General features: G+C 56.1%; 24 protein-coding genes. 20 read left to right on the top strand and 4 right to left on the bottom strand.

Annotation, left to right across the window (positions count from 1 at the left end; all coding sequences use genetic code 11):
* Positions 1-5: 5 nt before the first annotated feature.
* Entirely contained in the window at positions 6-608 is a 603-nt protein-coding gene (locus AC6I7A_RS17735; RefSeq protein ID WP_009087637.1) for a LysE family translocator, read from the top strand.
* 1 nt (position 609) lies between these two features.
* Here the strand turns inward: AC6I7A_RS17735 and AC6I7A_RS17730 are convergent, their stop codons facing one another.
* Positions 610-1,590: a LacI family DNA-binding transcriptional regulator gene (locus AC6I7A_RS17730; protein ID WP_058957837.1), complete on the bottom strand. Its 981-nt coding sequence runs from the start codon at positions 1,588-1,590 to the stop codon at positions 610-612.
* Positions 1,591-1,830: 240 nt separating this feature from the next.
* On the opposite strand from AC6I7A_RS17730, the gene tauA reads away from it, so the two are divergent.
* The 4 genes from tauA to tauD are packed head-to-tail and all read left to right on the top strand — an operon-like array spanning position 1,831 to position 5,245.
* Positions 1,831-2,805, top strand: coding sequence for a taurine ABC transporter substrate-binding protein (gene tauA, locus AC6I7A_RS17725; protein ID WP_082668206.1), 975 nt, complete (start codon positions 1,831-1,833; stop codon positions 2,803-2,805).
* A 12-nt stretch (positions 2,806-2,817) separates the two neighbouring features.
* Positions 2,818-3,585, top strand: coding sequence for a taurine ABC transporter ATP-binding subunit (tauB, locus tag AC6I7A_RS17720; RefSeq protein ID WP_009087632.1), 768 nt, complete (start codon positions 2,818-2,820; stop codon positions 3,583-3,585).
* The gene (gene tauC / locus AC6I7A_RS17715) at positions 3,582-4,409 is read left to right on the top strand and encodes a taurine ABC transporter permease TauC (protein WP_009087631.1); all 828 of its coding nucleotides are present in this window, start codon (positions 3,582-3,584) and stop codon (positions 4,407-4,409) included. Before tauB ends, tauC begins: the two co-directional genes overlap by 4 nt.
* Positions 4,406-5,245 carry a taurine dioxygenase gene (gene tauD / locus AC6I7A_RS17710; protein ID WP_009087629.1) on the top strand — a complete coding sequence of 280 codons (840 nt, stop codon included), beginning with the start codon at positions 4,406-4,408 and terminating at the stop codon, positions 5,243-5,245. The genes tauC and tauD overlap by 4 nt, the downstream gene beginning before the upstream one ends.
* 42 nt (positions 5,246-5,287) lie before the next feature.
* Here tauD and AC6I7A_RS17705 read toward each other — a convergent pair whose 3' ends face one another.
* The gene (locus tag AC6I7A_RS17705) at positions 5,288-7,192 is read right to left on the bottom strand and encodes an ABC transporter ATP-binding protein (protein ID WP_058957835.1); all 1,905 of its coding nucleotides are present in this window, start codon (positions 7,190-7,192) and stop codon (positions 5,288-5,290) included.
* Positions 7,193-7,304: 112 nt separating this feature from the next.
* Here AC6I7A_RS17705 and kefG point away from each other — a divergent pair, with 112 nt between their 5' ends.
* The 4 genes from kefG to slyD all read left to right on the top strand — a co-directional run bounded on the left by kefG (position 7,305) and on the right by slyD (position 10,638).
* Positions 7,305-7,856, top strand: coding sequence for a glutathione-regulated potassium-efflux system ancillary protein KefG (gene kefG / locus AC6I7A_RS17700; RefSeq protein WP_009087624.1), 552 nt, complete (start codon positions 7,305-7,307; stop codon positions 7,854-7,856).
* Positions 7,857-9,662: a glutathione-regulated potassium-efflux system protein KefB gene (kefB, locus tag AC6I7A_RS17695; protein WP_058957834.1), complete on the top strand. Its 1,806-nt coding sequence runs from the start codon at positions 7,857-7,859 to the stop codon at positions 9,660-9,662.
* Between the two features lie 23 nt (positions 9,663-9,685).
* Positions 9,686-9,880 (top strand): YheV family putative zinc ribbon protein, encoded by a 195-nt coding sequence (locus AC6I7A_RS17690; protein WP_046100701.1) that lies wholly within the window; start codon positions 9,686-9,688, stop codon positions 9,878-9,880.
* Between the two features lie 197 nt (positions 9,881-10,077).
* Positions 10,078-10,638 carry a peptidylprolyl isomerase gene (gene slyD, locus AC6I7A_RS17685; RefSeq protein ID WP_009087618.1) on the top strand — a complete coding sequence of 187 codons (561 nt, stop codon included), beginning with the start codon at positions 10,078-10,080 and terminating at the stop codon, positions 10,636-10,638.
* Positions 10,639-10,720: 82 nt separating this feature from the next.
* On the opposite strand, the gene AC6I7A_RS17680 is transcribed toward slyD, so the two are convergent.
* Positions 10,721-10,939, bottom strand: coding sequence for a SlyX family protein (locus AC6I7A_RS17680; protein ID WP_009087615.1), 219 nt, complete (start codon positions 10,937-10,939; stop codon positions 10,721-10,723).
* 269 nt (positions 10,940-11,208) lie between these two features.
* On the opposite strand from AC6I7A_RS17680, the gene fkpA reads away from it, so the two are divergent.
* The 11 genes from fkpA (at position 11,209) to bfr (ending at position 19,451) form a co-directional block, all read left to right on the top strand.
* Positions 11,209-12,054: an FKBP-type peptidyl-prolyl cis-trans isomerase gene (gene fkpA / locus AC6I7A_RS17675; protein WP_058957856.1), complete on the top strand. Its 846-nt coding sequence runs from the start codon at positions 11,209-11,211 to the stop codon at positions 12,052-12,054.
* A gap of 166 nt (positions 12,055-12,220) precedes the next feature.
* Positions 12,221-12,943 carry a helix-turn-helix transcriptional regulator gene (locus AC6I7A_RS17670; protein WP_009087612.1) on the top strand — a complete coding sequence of 241 codons (723 nt, stop codon included), beginning with the start codon at positions 12,221-12,223 and terminating at the stop codon, positions 12,941-12,943.
* Complete coding sequence (gene tusD / locus AC6I7A_RS17665) at positions 12,943-13,329, top strand: sulfurtransferase complex subunit TusD (protein ID WP_058957833.1); 387 nt, start codon at positions 12,943-12,945, stop codon at positions 13,327-13,329. Before AC6I7A_RS17670 ends, tusD begins: the two co-directional genes overlap by 1 nt.
* Complete coding sequence (gene tusC / locus AC6I7A_RS17660) at positions 13,329-13,688, top strand: sulfurtransferase complex subunit TusC (RefSeq protein ID WP_009087608.1); 360 nt, start codon at positions 13,329-13,331, stop codon at positions 13,686-13,688. Before tusD ends, tusC begins: the two co-directional genes overlap by 1 nt.
* Before the next feature lie 9 nt (positions 13,689-13,697).
* Positions 13,698-13,985 carry a sulfurtransferase complex subunit TusB gene (gene tusB, locus AC6I7A_RS17655; RefSeq protein WP_009087606.1) on the top strand — a complete coding sequence of 96 codons (288 nt, stop codon included), beginning with the start codon at positions 13,698-13,700 and terminating at the stop codon, positions 13,983-13,985.
* Between the two features lie 124 nt (positions 13,986-14,109).
* The gene (gene rpsL / locus AC6I7A_RS17650; protein ID WP_003852912.1) at positions 14,110-14,484 is read left to right on the top strand and encodes a 30S ribosomal protein S12; all 375 of its coding nucleotides are present in this window, start codon (positions 14,110-14,112) and stop codon (positions 14,482-14,484) included.
* A gap of 96 nt (positions 14,485-14,580) precedes the next feature.
* Positions 14,581-15,051, top strand: a complete 471-nt coding sequence (rpsG, locus tag AC6I7A_RS17645; protein WP_009087603.1) for a 30S ribosomal protein S7 — start codon at positions 14,581-14,583, stop codon at positions 15,049-15,051.
* 93 nt (positions 15,052-15,144) lie between these two features.
* Complete coding sequence (gene fusA / locus AC6I7A_RS17640; protein WP_009087601.1) at positions 15,145-17,259, top strand: elongation factor G; 2,115 nt, start codon at positions 15,145-15,147, stop codon at positions 17,257-17,259.
* A 68-nt stretch (positions 17,260-17,327) separates the two neighbouring features.
* Positions 17,328-18,512, top strand: coding sequence for an elongation factor Tu (gene tuf / locus AC6I7A_RS17635; RefSeq protein ID WP_009087599.1), 1,185 nt, complete (start codon positions 17,328-17,330; stop codon positions 18,510-18,512).
* A 172-nt stretch (positions 18,513-18,684) separates the two neighbouring features.
* The gene (gene bfd, locus AC6I7A_RS17630) at positions 18,685-18,879 is read left to right on the top strand and encodes a bacterioferritin-associated ferredoxin (protein ID WP_009087597.1); all 195 of its coding nucleotides are present in this window, start codon (positions 18,685-18,687) and stop codon (positions 18,877-18,879) included.
* A 98-nt stretch (positions 18,880-18,977) separates the two neighbouring features.
* Positions 18,978-19,451, top strand: a complete 474-nt coding sequence (bfr, locus tag AC6I7A_RS17625) for a bacterioferritin (RefSeq protein WP_058958291.1) — start codon at positions 18,978-18,980, stop codon at positions 19,449-19,451.
* Here bfr and AC6I7A_RS17620 read toward each other — a convergent pair.
* Positions 19,438-20,208, bottom strand: a complete 771-nt coding sequence (locus AC6I7A_RS17620) for a prepilin peptidase (protein WP_058958290.1) — start codon at positions 20,206-20,208, stop codon at positions 19,438-19,440. The two genes, bfr and AC6I7A_RS17620, sit on opposite strands and share 14 nt — an antisense overlap.
* Between the last annotated feature and the right edge of the window lie 275 nt (positions 20,209-20,483).

Here is a 20,483-nt window from a genome sequence, read left to right as displayed (position 1 = left end):
TTGCCATGGAACTGAGTCTTTTCTTATCGATGTTAGGGTTTCTCTGGGTCGCTGCCATTACGCCAGGCCCTAATAATATGTTACTCACCGCCTCGGGCGCTAATTTTGGCTTTGTGCGCACCATTCCGCTGATGATTGGCATCATGATCGGCATGCAGGTGATGTTGCTGATGGTGGCCTTTGGAGTGGGTGGCCTGATCCTGCTCTATCCGTCACTGCATCTGATGCTGAAAATCGCCGGCAGCCTCTATCTGCTCTGGCTGGCGTGGAAAATCGCCACAGCCAGCTATGAAAAGCTGGAAACTGACCAGGGCCCGGACGCGCCGATGCCGTTCTGGCAGGGGGGCGTGCTGCAGCTGATCAACCCCAAAGCCTGGCTGATGGCGCTGGGTGCGGTCGCCAGCTTCAGCCTGGCAGGGGACGCTTATCGCCATTCGATTGCCGCGATAAGCATCGGCATGTTTATGGTCAATCTGCTGTCGGGCGCAATCTGGATGGGATTCGGCGCGATGATTGGCCGCATTCTGCGCAGCCGTCGCGCCTGGAAAATCTTCAACCTCGCCATGGGGCTGCTGACTGCCGCCTGCGTGCTGTTAATCTGGCACTGAGTTAACTGGATGCGCGTTCAACGCGCGTCCAGGGCAGCACTTCGCGAACTACTGGCGCGTTCGGATTACGGATCTTCTGCAACAGCAGCTGCACGCTGCGAGCGCCCAGCTGGTTCATCGGCTGTTCGATGGTGGTCAGCGGCGGATTCAGGCTGCGGGTGAACGGAATCCCATCAAAACCGACCACCGCCAGATCTTCCGGTACGCGCAGACCTGCCTCCAGTGCCGCATGCACCACGCCCACCGCCAGCACATCGGAAACCGCAAACACCGCATCCGGCGGTTCCGGCAGCGCCAGCAGCTCCTTCACGGCCTGACTGCCCGCCTCAGGGGAAATTTCATCGGTATAAGCGACGCCAGACCAGGGATACTCCAGCTCTTCCAGTGCCTGCCGGTAGCCCTTTTCACGATGATGTGAATAGAGGTAGCGCATATCGCCATTCACCAGCCCGATGCGTTTACATCCTTTACCGGCCAGGTAATGGACGGTGTCACGCGCAGCTTCAAGATGATCGATGGTGACCGAGGAGGCGGGGATCGTCGGATCAAACTCGCAGCACTGCACCCACGGCGCACCGGCGATCAGCGCCTGCAAATCCTGCAAGCCCGACGCGGCATCCATGGTAATCACGCCATCCACCACTTTTCCGGTCAGCAAACTCAGATAGGCGGCTTCCCGCTGCAGTTGCGAAGCGGAGTTGCAGAGCAGGATGTGATAGCCATGCAGCTCGGCTTCTGCCTCTATCCCCTGCACCACGCGAGAGCAGAAGGGATTGGTGATATCTGAGATCAGCACCAGCAGCATGTGGCTTTGCGCCGTACGCAGCTGACGTGCCAGTAAGTTGGGCTGATAGTCGCAGGCAGAGATCGCCGCCAGAACTTTCTCACGCGTATCGGGCTTGACGCCAGGATGCGCGTTGAGTACCCGCGATACCGTGGCTTTGGAGACGCCAGCCAGCTGAGCGACTTTCTCAATCGACATCGGGTTACTGAGACCTTAACAGGCAATGAATGGGAACACATATCAATATCACAGGGACAATGTGAGCGCCTGACATTTTTGCTTACTTTAGCTATTTTCAGCATTTGCGATTTCTGACTTAGGTTTGCAGATAGTGATCTAAGAACTTATTTCTATTAGGGATAATTTTTAATTCCTTTATGAAACTATAGTGCGCAGAGACACTGCCCCCACGATAAAAAAACAGGGGGGAAAACGATCATGGCAACAACACGTTTCACACTTTTAGCCGCCGCGCTGGCGCTGCTGGCTTTCCGGGCTGATGCGGTGAATGTCACCGTGGCCTACCAGACTTCCGCCGAACCGGCAAAAGTGGCGCAGGCGGACAACAGTTTTGCCAAAGATAGCGGGGCCAGCGTCGACTGGCGTAAGTTTGACAGCGGCGCGGGCGTATTGCGTGCGCTGGCCTCCGGTGACGTCCAGATTGGTAATATCGGTTCCAGTCCGTTAGCAGTGGCCGCGGCGCAGAAGCTGCCGATTGAAGCCTTTTTACTCGCGTCGCAGCTGGGTAATTCGGAAGCCCTGGTCGTCAAAAAGAGCATCACCTCCCCGAAAGATCTTATTGGCAAGCGCATCGCGGTGCCGTTCATCTCCACCACCCACTACAGCCTGCTGGCTGCGCTGAAACACTGGGGCATTAAGCCGTCGCAGGTTCAGCTGGTCAATCTGCAGCCGCCCGCGATTATTGCTGCCTGGCAGCGCGGCGATATTGACGGGGCCTATGTCTGGGCACCCGCGGTGAATGAGCTGGAAAAAGAGGGCAGGGTATTAACCGACTCTTCGCAGGTGGGGAGCTGGGGATCACCGACGCTGGATGTCTGGGTCGTACGCAAAGATTTTGCCGAACAGCATCCGGAGATCGTCACTGCCTTTGCCCGCAGCGCTATCGAGGCGCAACAGGCCTACCTGAAGAGTCCCGACAGCTGGCTGAAGCAGCCTGAAAACCTCAGCAAACTGTCACGCCTTAGCGGGGTGCCGGAAGCGCAGGTGCCGGACCTGGTGAAGGGGAATACCTATCTGACGGCGCAGCAGCAGGTTGAGCAGCTGGGCAAGCCGGTCAATAAAGCGATTGTCGATACCGCGCAGTTTCTGAAAGCGCAGGGCCGAGTGCCACAGGCCGATAACGACTACAGCAGCTACGTCACTTCCCGCTTCGTCGCGCCACTCGTTAAATAGTAAGGAGGCACTATGCTGCGCATCGCTCACCTTAATGCACGGTATGCCGGGCAGCCGGTGTTGCAGGATATCAACCTGCAACTGGACAGCCAGGAACTGCTGGTGGTACTGGGCCCCTCCGGCTGCGGCAAAACCACGCTGCTGAATCTGGTCGCCGGATTCCTGCCGGTTGAGTCGGGCTCCATTACGCTGGATAACCAGCCGGTGACCGGACCGGGCGCGGAGCGCGGCGTGGTGTTTCAGAATGAGGGGCTGCTGCCGTGGCGCAACGTCCTGGATAATGTCGCGTTTGGCCTGCAGCTGGCCGGGATGCCCCGCCAGCCGCGTGAGGCGGTGGCGCGCCGCCTGATCAGACAGGTGGGGCTGGAAGGGGCGGAGAAGCGCGCCATCTGGCAGCTCTCTGGCGGTCAGCGTCAGCGGGTGGGCATCGCACGCGCGCTGGCGACCGATCCGCAACTGCTGCTGCTGGATGAACCCTTCGGTGCGCTGGATGCGTTTACCCGCGAACAGATGCAGACCCTGCTGCTGACACTGTGGCGTGACAGCGGTAAACAGATCCTGCTGATTACGCACGACATTGAAGAGGCGATTTTCCTCGCCAGCGAACTGATTCTGCTCTCACCCGGACCGGGCCGCATTGTCGAGCGGCTGCGCCCCGATTTTGGCCGGCGCTTTGCCGCGGGCGAGTCGTGCCGCAGCATCAAATCCGATCCGCAGTTTATCGCCCAGCGCGAGTATGTGCTGAGCCGGGTGTTTGATCAGCGGGAGGCATTTGCATGAGCGCGCTTATCAACGACAAATCTCTGCCGGTGCGCCGTCGGCTGCGCTGGCCTTTCTCAACGGCCCTGACGCTGAGCCTGCTGAGCCTCTCTCTGCTGTTACTGCTCTGGTGGGGCGTGACCGCACTGGGCCTGATCGCGCCGCTGTTTCTGCCATCGCCGCAGCAGGTGTTCAGCAAGCTGCTGCTGATTGCCAGCGCACAGGGGTTTATGGATGCCACGCTCTGGCAGCATCTGGCCGCCAGCCTGACGCGCATGCTGATTGCGCTGACCGCTGCTGCCGCCATCGGTATTCCGACCGGCATTCTGATGGGCCTCAGCCCGGTTGCGCGTGGACTGCTCGATCCGCTGATTGAGCTTTATCGCCCGATTCCGCCTCTCGCCTATCTGCCCCTGATGGTGATCTGGTTCGGCATCGGCGAAACCTCAAAAATTCTGCTGATCTATCTGGCCATCTTCGCACCGGTGACGCTCTCCACCCTGGCCGGGGTACGAAACACACAGCCGGTGCGGCTGCGGGCGGCCCGCTCGCTGGGGGCTAACCGCTGGCAGCTGCTGCGCTGGGTGATTCTGCCGGGTGCGCTGCCGGAGATCCTGACCGGACTGCGCATCGGTCTGGGCGTGGGCTGGTCGACGCTGGTGGCGGCTGAACTGATTGCCGCCACGCGAGGACTGGGGTTTATGGTGCAGTCGGCCGGAGAGTTTCTTGCCACCGATGTGGTGCTGGCAGGTATCGCGGTGATTGCCGTTATCGCTTTTAGCTTAGAACTCGGGCTCCGCGCATTGCAGCGCCGTCTGACGCCCTGGAGTGGAGAACAATCATGAGTGAACGTCTCAGTTTTACCCCGCTTGGCCCCTATATTGGCGCACAGGTTTCTGACCTGGATGTCTCGCGTCCCCTGAGCGATGCGCAGTTTGAGCAGCTCTATCACGGCCTGCTGCGGCATCAGGTGCTGTTTCTGCGCGATCAGCAGATTACGCCGGAGCAGCATCGCGCGCTGGCGGTGCGCTTCGGTGACCTGCATATTCATCCGGTCTATCCGCATGCGGAAGGCGTGGAGGAGATTATCGTGCTGGATACCCACCAGGATAACCCGCCGGATAATGATAACTGGCACACCGACGTCACCTTTATCGACACGCCGCCTGCGATTGCGCTGCTGGCTTCTAAGGTGCTACCGGCGGCGGGCGGCGATACGCTCTGGACCAGCGGGATAGCGGCTTACGAGGCGCTCTCTGAACCCTTTAAACAACTGCTGACGGGCCTGAGTGCGGAACACGATTTTAAAAAGTCCTTCCAGGAGTATAAGTACCGCAAAACCCCGGAGGAGCATCAGCGCTGGCAGCAGGCGGTCGATAAACATCCGCCGGTGCAGCATCCGGTGATCCGCACCCATCCGGTCAGCGGCAAAAAAGCCCTGTTTGTGAATGAGGGGTTCACGACGCGGATCGTGGAGTTAAGTGAGAAGGAGAGTGAGGCGGTACTGCGCTTTCTGTTCGCTCACGCCACCAAACCGGAGTTTCAGGTGCGCTGGCGCTGGCAGCCCAACGATCTGGCTATCTGGGATAATCGGGTCACACAGCACTACGCTAATGCCGACTACTATCCGGCGCGCCGGATTATGCAGCGGGCCACCGTCCTGGGCGACAGACCCCGTTAAGCGCACAGCCTTCTCCCTGCGGGCAGGGAGAAGGCCAGCCCGTCAGGACGCCATCATCTGTTCGAGCTGCTCCTGCGCCTCCAGCCACGCCATCTCCACCTCTTCCAGCGCCGATTTACTCTCTGCCTGACGCTGCAGCGCGGTGGTCAGATCCGCTTTGCGGCCAGGATCATAAATGGCACTGTCCGAAAGCTGAGCTTCGGCATCGGCCAGCTGGCTCTGCCATTTGCTCATCTGCTTTTCCAGCTTTTCGATCTCTTTACGCAGCGGCTGAGTCTGCGCACGCAGTTCGGCATCGCGGCGCTTCTGATCTTTTCGCGCCTGGGCGCTGTTGCCGTTGTCCTGCTTTGGCGCGGCCTCCTGTTGCGCCTGCTGCTTCTGCAGATCGCTCAGCCACTGCTGATAATCTTCGAGGTCGCCGGCAAAGACATCCACTTTGCCGTCGTGCACCAGATAGAGATCGTCCGTGGTGGCGCGCAGCAGATGGCGATCGTGCGACACCACCACCAGCGCACCTTCGAAGTCGATCAGCGCTTCCGTCAGCGCCTGGCGCATATCCAGATCAAGGTGGTTAGTCGGTTCATCCAGCAGCAGCAGGTTAGGGCGCTGCCAGACAATCAGTGCCAGCACCAGGCGCGCTTTCTCACCGCCGGAGAAGCGTTCGGTCATTTCCGTGACTTTATCGCCGCGGAAGTCAAAGCCGCCCAGATAGTCGCGCAGCTGCTGTTCCAGCACGTTCGGCGCAATGCGCGCCAGATGCTGCAGCGGGGACTCGTCGGCCCGCAGGTACTCCAGCTGATGCTGGGCGAAGTAACCGAGCTTGATCCCTTTCGCCAGGCCAATCCTGCCCTCCATCGCCTCCAGCTCGCCCGCCAGCAGCTTAATCAGGGTCGATTTACCCGCTCCGTTACGGCCCAGCAGACCGATGCGCGAACCCGGTACCAGGTTGAGCTTGATGGCGTCGAGAATGATGCGATCGCCATACCCCGCCGTGACCTTCTCCATCTTCAGAATCGGGTTGGGCAGGTTTTCCGGCTTGCGGAAGGTGAAGCTGAACGGGTTATCGACATGGGCAGGCGCGATCATCTCCATGCGCTCCAGCATTTTGATGCGGCTCTGCGCCTGTTTCGCCTTGGAGGCTTTGGCACGGAAGCGGTCAATGTAGCTGTGCAGATGCGCCACCTTCTCCTGCTGACTCTCATACAGCGACTGCTGCTGAGCCAGTTTGGCGACGCGCTGCCGCTCAAAGGAGGTGTAGTTGCCGGTATATTCGAACATCGACGCCTGTTCGATATGAATGATTTTGTCGACCACCGGATCGAGAAAGTCACGGTCATGCGAGATCAGGATCAGGGTACCTTCGTAACTCTTCAGCCAGCGCTCCAGCCAGATCACCGCATCAAGATCGAGGTGGTTGGTCGGTTCATCCAGCAACAGCAGATCGGAGCGGCAGATTAGCGCCTGTGCCAGATTGAGGCGCATCCGCCAGCCACCGGAGAAGTCGCTGACCGGGCGCTGCAGCTGCTCCTGACTGAAGCCCAGACCATGCAGCAGGCTGGCGGCGCGCGCATGGATACTCCACGCCTGCACCGCATCAAGCTTGCCGTGCAGCAGGGCGATCGCATTGCCGTCGTCCCGCCGGTTCGCCTCCGCCAGTTCAGCCTCAAGATGGCGATAGTCGCGATCGCCATCAATCACATACTCCAGCGCGGCTTTGTCCAGCGCGGGGGTTTCCTGGTTAACCCAGGCCAGCGCCCAGTGAGCAGGAAAGGTGACGGTGCCGGCATCGCTGGTGATCTCACCTTTTAACAGCGACAGCAGCGTGGATTTTCCACAGCCGTTTTTACCCACCAGCCCGACCTTCTGACCGGGATTAATGGTGGCGGTGGCATTGTCGAGCAGGACGCGGATGCCGCGGCGAATTTGTAAGGCAGAGAAGACAATCATGTAAGCGCCGTATCGTCAGAATATGTTAATTTACTGGCAACATAATGAGATTTTGCTGCGTCGTGCATGGTAGCCGAAAACCGCACCAATGACGACGCTTTGGAGGGAAAGGATGTCGCAGCCACCCCGCGTGTTACTGCTTTTTGCTCATCCGGAATTACAGGATTCCGTTGCTAACCGGATTTTGTTGCAGTCGGCGCAGGCGCTGGAACACGTCACCGTACACGATCTGTACGCCACCTATCCGGATTTTTTTATCGATATTCATCATGAACAGCAGCTGCTGCGCGAACATGATGTCATCATTTTTCAGCATCCGCTCTATACCTATAGCTGTCCGGCCCTGCTGAAAGAGTGGCTGGACCGGGTGCTGTCGCGCGGTTTTGCCAGTGGCGTGGATGGCAATGCGCTGGAAGGAAAATACTGGCGCAGCGTTGTGACGACCGGGGAGCCGGAGAGCGCCTTTAAACAGCAGGGGCTGAACCGCTATTCACTCAATGACATCATGCGGCCCTTTGAGCTGACCGCACAGATGTGCCGCATGCACTGGATGCCGCCGATGATCGTCTACTGGGCGCGTCGGCAGAGTCCTGAACTGATGAAAAATTATGCCCGCGCCTATGGCGAGTGGCTGGCAGCTCCGCTGCCGAATGGAGGGATATAGATGGAAGGGCAAACGCTGCTGACCGCCGGGGTGATTTATCTGGTCGCGGCGGTATTAATTGTACCGGTGGCGGCTCGCCTCGGGATTGGTGCTGTACTGGGCTATCTGGTGGCGGGGATCGCTATCGGCCCGTGGGGATTAGGTTTTATCAGCGACGTCGATGAGATTCTGCATTTCTCGGAGCTGGGCGTGGTTTTCCTGATGTTCATTATTGGCCTGGAGCTGAACCCGGCAAAGCTGTGGGCGCTGCGCCGCTCCATTTTTGGTGTCGGTGCGGCGCAGGTCATCTTCTCTGCGGCGATTCTGGGCGGCCTGCTGTGGCTGACCGACTTTAGCTGGCAGGCGGCGGTCATCGGCGGCATCGGTCTGGCGATGTCCTCAACCGCGATGGCGCTGCAGCTGATGATGGATAAAGGCATGAACCGCAGCGAGGCGGGGCAGCTGGGCTTTTCGGTGCTGCTGTTTCAGGATATCGCGGTGATCCCGGCCCTGGCGCTGATTCCGCTGCTGGCGGGCACCGACAGCGGCCATATTGACTGGATGAAAGTCGGCATGAAGGTGCTGGCGTTCGCAGGCATGCTGGTGGGGGGACGCTATCTGCTGCGGCCTATCTTCCGCTATATCGCCGCATCAGGTGTCCGTGAGGTCTTTACCGCCGCCTCGCTGCTGCTGGTGCTGGGCTCCGCGCTGTTTATGGATGCGCTGGGTCTGTCGATGGCGCTGGGCACCTTTATCGCGGGGATCCTGCTGGCAGAGAGTGAATACCAGCATGAGCTGGAGGTGGCGATTGACCCTTTCAAAGGGTTGCTGCTGGGCCTGTTCTTTATTTCCGTTGGCATGGCGCTCAACCTCGGTGTGCTCTATACCCATATTGTGACCATCCTGCTGGGCGTGGTGACGCTGGTGGCGGTGAAAACGCTGGTGCTCTATCTGCTGGCGCGTATTTATGGCTTACGCAGTTCCGAGCGGCAGCAGTTTGCCGGCGTGCTGAGTCAGGGGGGCGAGTTCGCCTTTGTGCTCTTCTCCGCGGCCTCTTCGGCGAAGCTCTTCTCCGGCGATCAGCTGCCGATGCTGCTGGTGACCGTCACCCTGTCGATGATGACCACGCCTCTGCTGATGCAGGGCATTGATCGTCTGCTGGCGCATCGCTTCAATGAGTCCGATGAAGAAGCAGAGAAGCACTTTGTTGAGGACGATCAGCCACAGGTGATTGTGGTGGGCTTTGGTCGCTTCGGCCAGGTGGTCGGCCGCTTGCTGATGGCGAACAACAAACGCATCACCGTGCTGGAGCGCGACATCAGTGCGGTAAGCCTGATGCGCAAATATGGCTACAAGGTCTATTACGGCGACGCCACCGAGCTGGAGTTATTGCGCGCGGCGGGCGCAGCCAGCGCGCAGGCGATTGTGATCACCTGTAATGAACCGGAAGATGTGATGACCATCGTGCACTTATGTCAGCAGCACTTCCCGCAATTACAGATTCAGGCGCGCGCCCGGGGCCGTGTCGAGGCACACGAACTGCTGCAGGCTGGCGTGACGCAGTTCTCACGTGAAACCTTCTCCAGTGCGCTGGAGCTGGGACGCAAGACGCTGATGTCACTGGGGATGCATCCGCATCAGGCGCATCGCGCCCAGCAGCATTTCCGCCGGCTCGATATGCGGATGCTGCGTGAACTGATGCCCAGCCTCTCTGAAAGTGCGCAGGCGTCGCGCGTGCGTGAAGCACGGCGGGAACTGGAAGATATCTTCCAGCGCGAAATGCAGCGCGAAAAGCGGCAGATCGATGGCTGGGACGACGATCAATAACCTTTTAAAACAGGCTGAAGCTCATGCGTAAACGTTTTATTGCTGGTGCGACATGCCCGCACTGCCAGGAGAAGGACACGCTGGCGATGTGGCGTGAAAATAGTGTCGATGTCGTGGAGTGCGTGAAGTGTGGACATCAGATGCGCGAGGCGGATAAACAGGCGCGCGATCAGGTTCGCACTAACGAGCAGGTTATCGGGATTTTCCATCCCGAGTAGCGAAGTGACGCAGCTTTTTTTACGCTTAAACTTACAGCGGGATTGAATTCCGTTACAATTGACGCCATTAACGCTGTGGTCGCAAGAGAAAGTGAAACCCCTCTTGCACTCAGCCCCGAACCTTTCTGGTTGGTGTTATTGCACGCAAGAATAGACCAATGAGACGGGATCTTAGTTCTCAACGGTTAGGAGATATCATGAAAGTAGCAAAAGACCTGGTGGTAAGCCTGGCCTATCAGGTACGTACAGAAGACGGCGTGTTAGTTGACGAGTCACCGGTGAGCGCACCGTTAGACTATCTGCACGGTCATGGTTCCCTGATTTCTGGTCTGGAAAATGCGCTGGAAAACCACGTTGCCGGCGACAAATTTGACGTGCATATCCCGGCAAACGACGCTTACGGTCAGTATGACGATAACCTGGTGCAGCGTGTTCCTAAAGATGTCTTCATGGGCGTCGACGAACTGCAGGTTGGCATGCGCTTCCTGGCAGAAACCGATCAGGGTCCGGTTCCGGTTGAAATCACCGAAGTGGAAGACGATCACGTCGTGGTTGATGGTAACCACATGCTGGCGGGTCAGAACCTGAACTTTAACGTTGAAGTGGTTGCGATTCGTGAAGCGACGCCGGAAGAACTGGCTCACGGCCATGTTCACGGTGCAGACGGTCATCATCATGACCACGATCACGGCCATGATCACGACCACGATCACGGTAAAGGCGGTTGTGGCACTGGCGGTTGCGGCTGCAGCCACTAAGTCTGACAATCGGTTAAGGCCACCTTCGGGTGGCCTTTCTTTTGGCGGCTATCCGGCGCTGGCCCGGACGGACAGCGCGCGATCAGTAGTGTGGCGGCGGCGTCTCTTCAGACTGTGAGGCCACCAGTGAGGTTGCGTTCGCTTTGAGCTTGTCGGTTAAGAGGCGTATCTGCTCACGCATTTTACTCATCTCCAGCTCGTGCTGAACAACGGCGCTGTTCAGCTGCTCAATGGTCATCTCCTGAAAGGCCAGTTTGCTCTCTAACGTCTCCAGACGCTGTTCCCACTCAGATTGTTGCATGACCTGTTCCTCTGTTAAGGTGCGACTCAGGGCGTGATTCTACGACCTGAACGCCAGGAATCACCTGTTTTTTTCATGCCCGAAGGCGTTGCGCTTGAAAAAAGGTGGCGCGGCATCATCTCTGATGAAACTTCCCGCTGTTATAAAGGTCGGAGGTTAACCGGGTAATTACATTGTGGGAGTGTTCGACACTGCCACGTAAAGTTATAGTGTGGACCCTGAAGTCCGCAATGTTTCCCGAGGTTAGACGCTTCGGTTTTGGAGAATGGATGAAATCACTGTTTAAAGTCACATTGTTAGCTACCACCATGGCTGTTGCGCTGAATGCTCCGCTGGCTATGGCGGCTGAAACCGCTGCGGCTCCTCAGGCTGCCCCGGCTACTGCGCCACAGTCTGCGCCTCAGGCACCGAAAAATGCGGCTTTCAAAGATGAAGACCAGCAGTCAGCCTATGCACTGGGTGCTTCACTGGGTCGCTACATGGACAACTCCCTGAAGGAGCAGGAAAAACTGGGCATCAAACTGGATAAGCAGCAGCTGATCGCGGGCGTCCAGGATGCATTCGGTGGCAAGAGCAAACTCTCTGATGAAGAGATTGAGCAGACACTGCAGGCGTTCGAAGGCCGCGTAAAAGGCGCTGCCTCTGCGAAAATGGAAAAAGATGCGAAAGAGAATGCTGAAAAGGGCACGGCTTACGCGACCAAATTCGCCAAAGAGAGCGGCGTGAAGAAAACGGAAACCGGCCTGCTCTATAAAGTTGAGAAAGAGGGCAGCGGCGACGCACCAAAAGATAGCGACACTGTGGTGGTTAACTACAAAGGTACCCTGATTGATGGTACTGAGTTTGACAACTCTTACACCCGTGGCGAGCCTCTCTCTTTCCGTCTGGATGGCGTCATCCCGGGCTGGACCGAAGGTCTGAAGCACGTGAAGAAAGGGGGCAAGATCAAGCTGGTCATCCCACCACAGCTGGCTTACGGTAAAAACGGCGTTCCGGGTATTCCGGCTAACTCCACGCTGGTGTTTGATGTTGAGCTGCTTGACATCAAACCGGCCCCAAAAGCCGATGAAAAAGCACAGGCGCCTGCGCCTGCAGCCGCAGAAAAAGCGCAGTAATCTGCTGACCGCCGCCTCCGGGCGGCGGTTTCATTTCGCCTTCACGACAAACCTCTGGCATAAGCCGACGACATTTGCCAGACTAATGCCTGCCTAATTATCCCAACATTGAGTCTGCCCATAAGCCGCTGTGACAGGCTCCAGCCATTCAGGGTGATACTCTTCAATGTCTAATCCATTCAATCCGGGTGAACTGAGCGACTTCGATCTTCTGGAGCAGCGCCCGTTCGAACAAACTGATTACGATATTCTGAAATCGTACGAGGCTGTCGTGGATGGCCTGGCGATGTTGATCGGTTCGCATTGTGAAATCGTCCTGCATTCACTGGAAGATCTTAAGTGTTCAGCCGTTCGCATCGCCAATGGAGAGCACACGGGCCGTAAGGTCGGTTCGCCTATCACCGATCTGGCGCTGCGGATGCTGCATGATATGCATGGCGCGGACAGTAATGTTTCCCGTGCCTACTTCACGCGCGCCAAAAGCGGCGTGCTGATGAAGTCCGTGACCATCGCGATTCGTAACCGTCAGCAGCGGGTTATCGGCCTGCTCTGTATCAACATGAATCTTGATGTGCCGTTCTCGCAGATTATGTCGACCTTTATGCCGCCCGAGATGCAGCAGGTTGACTCCAGCGTTAACTTCGCCAGTTCGGTCGATGACCTGGTTATGCAGACCCTGGAGTTTACGATTGAAGAGGTCAGCGCTGACCGCAATGTCTCTAATAACGCCAAGAACCGTCAGATTGTGCTCAACCTGTATGAGAAGGGGATCTTCGACATTAAGGATGCCATCAACCAGGTCGCTGACCGGCTGAACATCTCGAAGCACACCGTCTATCTCTACATCCGCCAGTTTAAAAATGGCGATTTTCAGGGACAGGATCGCTGATGCGTTACACCCTGCTGGTGACCGGCCCGGCCTACGGCACGCAACAGGCAACCAGTGCCTGGCTGTTTGCCCGGGCACTGCTGGCGGCGGGTCATCAGCTTGAAAGCGTTTTCTTCTATCGTGAAGGGGTGCTCAACGCTAACCAGCTGACGGCACCAGCCAGCGACGAGTTTGATCTGGTGCGGGCATGGCAGGCATTGCATCAGGAGCAGGGGGTCGTATTGAATATTTGTGTGGCGGCCGCACTGCGGCGTGGAATCAGCGACCCGCAGGAGGCCGCTCGTCTGCACCTGGCGGCCAGTAACCTGCAGCCGGGATTTACCCTGAGCGGACTGGGTGCGCTGGCAGAAGCGGCGCTGAGCTGTGAACGCATGGTGCAGTTCTGATGAATCGGGTTGCCTTTGTCTTTACCCGTGCGCCCCATGGCAGCAGCGCAGGGCGTGAGGGGCTGGATGCCGCACTGGCAACGGGCGCACTCAGTGACGATATCGGCCTGTTCTTTATCGGCGATGGAGTGCTGCAGCTTAATCTGCATCAGCAACCTGAACGCATAAAAAGCCGTCACTATGCCGCGACGTTTGGCGTGCTGGCACTCTATGACATTGAGCAGTGCTATCTCTGCCGGACATCACTGATTGCGCGCGGACTGGACGCTGACGCCGGGCGGCTGCTGGACGTGACGCTACTGGACGCGCCGGAACTGCGCCAGCAGCTGGCCAGCTTCGATCGCATTCTGACTTTTTAAGAGGCGCAAATGCTGCATACTCTGATGCACTCTCCGTCGCACAGCGACCTCGACACGCTGTTATTAATGGCGGAAGCCGGTGATGATCTGCTGCTGCTACAGGATGGTGTGCTGGCTGCCGTGGCTGGCAGTCGGGCATGGGTTCAGCTGTCAGCCTGCAAAGCGACGCTGTGGGTTCTGGACGAAGATGTCCAGGCGCGCGGGCTGGCTGGACAAATTTCGACCACTGTGCGGTCCGTAGACTATAATGGCTTTGTCACGCTAACGATCAGGCATCCGCAACAAATGGTCTGGTAATCGGCTAAAACCTGGTTATTTCTTGACACCCTTTTGACGCAGCCCTAAAATTCTGCCTCCTCGTAATTCTACGAGGCGATTTATTACGTGTTTACGAAGCAAAAGCAAATCCAGGAGCTATTTAATGGCAACAGTTAACCAGCTGGTTCGCAAACCACGCGTCCGCAAAGTTGCAAAGAGCAACGTGCCGGCGCTGGAAGCTTGCCCGCAAAAACGTGGCGTTTGTACTCGTGTGTACACCACCACTCCTAAAAAACCTAACTCCGCACTGCGTAAAGTTTGCCGTGTGCGTCTGACCAACGGTTTTGAAGTGACTTCCTACATCGGTGGTGAAGGTCACAACCTGCAGGAGCACTCCGTGATCCTGATCCGTGGCGGTCGTGTAAAAGACCTGCCAGGTGTGCGTTACCACACCGTTCGTGGCGCGCTGGACTGCTCAGGTGTTAAAGACCGTAAGCAGGCTCGCTCCAAGTACGGCGTGAAGAAGCCAAAGGCTTAATGGTTCTCCGTTAAGTAAGGCCAAACGTTTTAAATTAAATGTCAAAATAAACTCATAGAGTTTTGGACAATCCTGAATTAACAACGGAGTATTTCCATGCCACGTCGTCGCGTCATTGGTCAGCGTAAAATTCTGCCAGATCCTAAGTTCGGATCAGAGCTGCTGGCCAAATTTGTAAATATCCTGATGGTAGATGGTAAAAAATCTACTGCAGAATCTATCGTTTATACCGCGCTTGAGACCCTGGCTCAGCGTTCAGGTAAAAACTCCCTGGAAGCCTTTGAAGTAGCACTGGAAAACGTGCGCCCGACTGTCGAAGTTAAGTCACGTCGCGTTGGTGGTTCTACCTATCAGGTACCAGTTGAAGTCCGTCCGGTTCGTCGTAATGCCCTGGCAATGCGCTGGATCGTAGATGCTGCTCGTAAACGTGGTGATAAATCAATGGCTCTTCGCCTGGCGAACGAACTTTCTGATGCTGCAGAGAACAAAGGTACTGCAGTTAAGAAACGTGAAGACGTTCACCGCATGGCAGAAGCCAACAAGGCGTTCGCACACTACCGCTGGTAACAGTCGCGTAGTTATTGTTAAACCAGCGGGCGCCCAAACGGCCAACCCGCTGGGGTTGACTAATTTTGAACGTCCGAAAAACCGAGGAATAAAATGGCTCGTAAAACACCCATTGCTCGCTACCGTAACATCGGTATCAGTGCGCACATCGACGCCGGTAAAACTACCACTACCGAACGTGTTCTGTTCTACACCGGTGTAAACCACAAAATCGGTGAAGTACACGACGGCGCAGCAACCATGGACTGGATGGAGCAGGAACAGGAACGTGGTATTACTATCACCTCCGCTGCGACCACCTGTTACTGGTCTGGTATGGCTAAGCAGTTCGAACCACACCACATCAATATCATCGACACCCCAGGACACGTTGACTTCACCATCGAAGTAGAACGTTCTATGCGTGTTCTTGATGGCGCGGTAATGGTTTACTGTGCAGTTGGTGGCGTTCAGCCACAGTCTGAGACCGTATGGCGTCAGGCTAACAAATACAAAGTTCCACGCATTGCGTTCGTTAACAAAATGGACCGCATGGGTGCAAACTTCCTGAAAGTTGTTAACCAGATGGAAGTTCGTCTGGGTGCAACTCCAGTTCCTCTGCAGCTGGCTATCGGCGCAGAAGAGAAATTCACCGGTGTTGTTGACCTGGTGAAAATGAAAGCAATCAACTGGAACGACGAAGACCAGGGTGTAACCTTTGTTTACGAAGATATCCCGGCTGATATGCAGGAACTGGCTGAAGAATGGCGCGGCAAGCTGATCGAAGCAGCAGCAGAAGCCTCTGAAGAGCTGATGGAGAAATTCTTCAGCGGTGAAGAGCTGAGCGAAGAAGAGATCAAAACTGCTCTGCGTAAGCGCGTTCTGAACAACGAAATTATCCTGGTAACCTGTGGTTCTGCATTTAAGAACAAAGGTGTTCAGGCGATGCTGGATGCCGTTGTTGAATATCTGCCAGCACCGACTGACGTTACCGCGATCAACGGTATGCTGGACGACGGTAAAGACACGCCGGCTGTTCGTCACTCAGATGACAACGAGCCGTTTGCTGCACTGGCGTTCAAAATCGCTACCGACCCGTTTGTAGGTAACCTGACCTTCTTCCGCGTTTACTCTGGTGTTGTTAACACTGGTGACACCGTGTTCAACCCGGTTAAGTCAAACCGTGAGCGTCTGGGCCGTATCGTCCAGATGCACGCTAACAAGCGTGAAGAAATCAAAGAAGTCCGTGCGGGTGATATCGCCGCTGCGATCGGCCTGAAAGATGTGACCACTGGTGATACCCTGTGTGACCCGGATAACGTCATCATCCTTGAGCGCATGGAGTTCCCAGAGCCAGTAATCTCAATCGCTGTTGAGCCGAAAACCAAAGCTGACCAGGAAAAAATGGGTCTGGCTCTGGGCCGTCTGGCGAAAGAAGACCCATCATTCCGCGTATGGACTGATGAAGAATCTAACCAGACCATCATCGCCGGTATGGGTGAGCTGCACCTCGACATCATCGTTGACCGTATGAAGCGTGAATTCAACGTGGAAGCAAACGTGGGTAAACCACAGGTTGCTTACCGTGAAGCGATCCGCACTAAAGTTACCGACGTTGAAGGTAAACACGCCAAGCAGTCTGGTGGTCGTGGTCAGTACGGTCATGTTGTTATCGACATGTACCCACTGGAGCCAGGTTCGAACCCGAAAGGCTACGAATTTGTCAACGACATCAAAGGTGGTGTGATTCCTGGTGAATACATCCCTGCGGTTGATAAAGGTATCCAGGAGCAGCTGAAATCAGGCCCACTGGCTGGTTATCCGGTTGTGGATCTGGGCGTGCGTCTGCACTTCGGTTCTTACCATGATGTCGACTCCTCTGAGCTGGCGTTTAAACTGGCCGCGTCTATCGCCTTCAAACAAGGCTTTAAACAAGCGCAGCCGGTTCTGCTTGAGCCTATCATGAAGGTTGAAGTAGAGACTCCGGAAGAGAACACGGGTGATGTCATCGGTGACCTTAGCCGTCGTCGTGGTATGCTTAAAGGGCAGGAATCTAACGCTACTGGCGTTCAGATTCACGCTGAAGTTCCGCTGTCTGAAATGTTCGGATACGCAACTCAGCTGCGTTCTCTGACCAAAGGTCGTGCTTCTTACTCCATGGAGTTCCTGAAGTATGACGATGCGCCGAACAACGTAGCGCAGGCCGTTATTGAAGCTCGTAGCAAATAAGCTACGGTTTAAATTTGAACTGATGCCTTCACCCACGTGGTGAAGGCACAACGTAAGGAATTATCGCCATGGCGAAAGAGCAATTTCAGCGTAACAAACTGCACGTAAACGTGGGCACCATCGGTCACGTCGACCACGGTAAAACCACCCTGACCGCAGCTATCACCACCGTACTGTCTAAGACTTACGGCGGCCAGGCGCGTGCATTCGATCAGATCGATAACGCACCAGAAGAGAAAGCACGTGGTATCACCATCAACACTTCACACGTTGAGTATGAAACCCCGACTCGTCACTATGCACACGTTGACTGCCCAGGCCACGCCGACTATGTGAAAAACATGATCACCGGTGCTGCGCAGATGGACGGCGCGATCCTGGTTGTTGCTGCGACTGATGGCCCGATGCCACAGACCCGTGAGCACATCCTGCTGGGTCGTCAGGTTGGCGTTCCTTACATCATCGTGTTCCTGAACAAGTGTGACATGGTTGATGATGAAGAGCTGCTGGAACTGGTTGAGATGGAAGTGCGTGACCTGCTGTCAGCCTATGACTTCCCAGGCGACGACACTCCAATCGTTCGTGGTTCTGCTCTGAAAGCGCTGGAAGGCGACGCTGAGTGGGAAGCGAAAATCATCGAGCTGGCTGAGCACCTGGACAACTACATCCCAGAGCCACAGCGTGCGATCGACATGCCGTTCCTGCTGCCAATCGAAGACGTATTCTCAATCTCTGGCCGTGGTACCGTTGTTACCGGTCGTGTTGAGCGCGGCATCGTTAAAGTCGGCGACGAAGTTGAAATCGTAGGTATCAAAGATACTGCGAAATCAACCTGTACCGGTGTTGAGATGTTCCGTAAGCTGCTGGACCAGGGTCAGGCAGGCGAAAACTGTGGTGTTCTGCTGCGCGGTATCAAGCGTGAAGACATCCAGCGTGGTCAGGTTCTGGCTAAGCCAGGCACCATCAAGCCACACACCCAGTTCGAGTCAGAAGTTTACGTTCTGTCTAAAGACGAAGGTGGCCGCCATACTCCGTTCTTCAAGGGCTACCGTCCACAGTTCTACTTCCGTACCACTGACGTGACCGGTTCAGTAGAGCTGCCAGAAGGCGTTGAAATGGTAATGCCAGGCGACAACATCAAAATGGTTGTTACCCTGATCCACCCAATCGCAATGGACGAAGGTCTGCGCTTCGCAATCCGCGAAGGCGGCCGTACCGTTGGCGCGGGTGTTGTTGCTAAAGTTATCGCTTAATTGTGATATCTGCTGTGGTCGTGCAAACGGCCACTGCAACACAAAGAAAAGAGCACTTCGGTGCTCTTTTTTTTTTGCCTGAAGAGCGTCATAACCCTGCAAAGGGTAGGTTTGTAATAAAAACGATTCGCATTTACACTGTGTACAGAAAATGGTCTTGAGTGATGAAAGAATGTACGTCTGCCTGTGTAATGCCATCAGTGATAAAACCCTTCGTGAAGTAGTACGGCGCTATCAGCCCAAATCTATCCAGCAACTGCGTCATTTTGTACCGGTCGGCAAACAGTGCGGCAAATGTCTGCGCGCCGCGCGGGAAATCATGGATGAAGAGATGCAGCATCCGCCACTCTATAAAGAGATCGCCTGACACACCGCGTGTGCGAATACCCACAATATCTGTCGCGTTTTTTTGACTTCTTTTTAATCACATCTACGATCTGATAAAGCAGACGTGGAGGGTTAACAATGAAGGGCGATATCAAAATTATCAGTCATCTCAATAAACTGCTTGGAAATGAACTGGTTGCTATAAACCAGTATTTTTTGCATGCGCGGATGTTTAAAAACTGGGGGCTGATGCGCCTCAATGATGTGGAGTATCACGAATCGATCGATGAGATGAAGCATGCCGACAAGTACATTGAGCGCATTCTTTTTCTGGAAGGGATCCCGAATCTGCAGGATCTGGGCCGGCTGCGCATCGGTGAGGACGTTGAGGAAATGCTGAGTTCAGATCTCAATCTGGAGCTGGAAGGGGCCAAAGATCTTCGTGAAGCGATCGCCTATGCGGACAAAGTTCATGACTATGTCAGCCGTGACATGATGATTGAAATCCTGGCAGATGAGGAGCATCACATCGACTGGATCGAGACGGAGCTTGAGCTCATCCGGATGATGGGGATCCAGAACTACCTGCATGCTCAGATCAAAGAAGCGTGAACCGCGTCTGCAGGACGAGAGTGACCCAGCCCGCAATGGCCAGGAAAGGGCCAAAAGGCAGCGGGCTGACGCCCTGCGTCCGGCCACGCAATTTCAGCATCAACACGCCTGCCAGCGCCAGCAGAGTGGCACCCAGTGCAATCCAGGGCAATCCCTGCCAGCCACAGCAGGCCCCCAGCGCGGCGAAAAGCTTCATATCACCATATCCCAATCCCTCATACCCCCTGACCAGTCGATAGCCCTGGGCAAGCAGCCACAGGGCAACGTAGCCCGACAGTACACCCCATATCGCCGGGGTTTCGGTACCTGCCAGTGTCGCATGAATTAACCCTAGCCAGAGCAACAGATAATTGAGCGGGTCAGGTATGCAGAGATGGCGACGGTCAATCAGGGCCACCATCATCAACAGAGAGGCCGCCGTAAGAATAAACAGCGCATCAGTCAGGCTGTCGAAGCTTAGCAGTACAAGCAGGCTCAGGCTGGCAACCAGCCATTCCATGACCACACTCTCTGCGCTAAATGAGTAAGAGCAGAAGCGACAACGGCCTTTTAAGGCAGCCCAGCTGATCAGCGGCAGCGTATCGCGCCATAACAGAGGCTGGCGGCAGTGGGGACAGTGCGAGCCGGGAAAACAGAGCGCGGCACACCATCGGGTGGGAGAAAGGGCAGGGGTGAAGCGCGCGCAGGCCAGCGAAAGAAAGCTGCCCAGCGCACCTCCCCCAGCCAGGGCAGCTAACTGAATCAGGATTAAGGTCATCTTCGGGCTCCGGCTAAATGGTCGGCCATACTTTCACCGCTTTTACACGCTGTGTCGCCCGTGCATGCCAGCATGCGGAACCCTGTTCACAACCTGATTCACCCCCTGTCAGTCATAAGGCAGGTCTGTGCGATGTCTGCCTCAGGACCCGGCCACTAATTAACAGCGAAAATGCCAGCACGGGTTGCTTCCTGAACAGAATTACGTATAATGCGCGGGCCTGCAGATATTGCAGGCGCGATTCGAGCAGAATCGCAGACGGCTGACCGTTAGGC

The sequence above is a fragment of the Type-F symbiont of Plautia stali genome (assembly GCF_059731105.1).
Note: the sequence above shows the minus strand (reverse complement) of the source record. Positions and strands in the feature narration are given on the sequence as shown.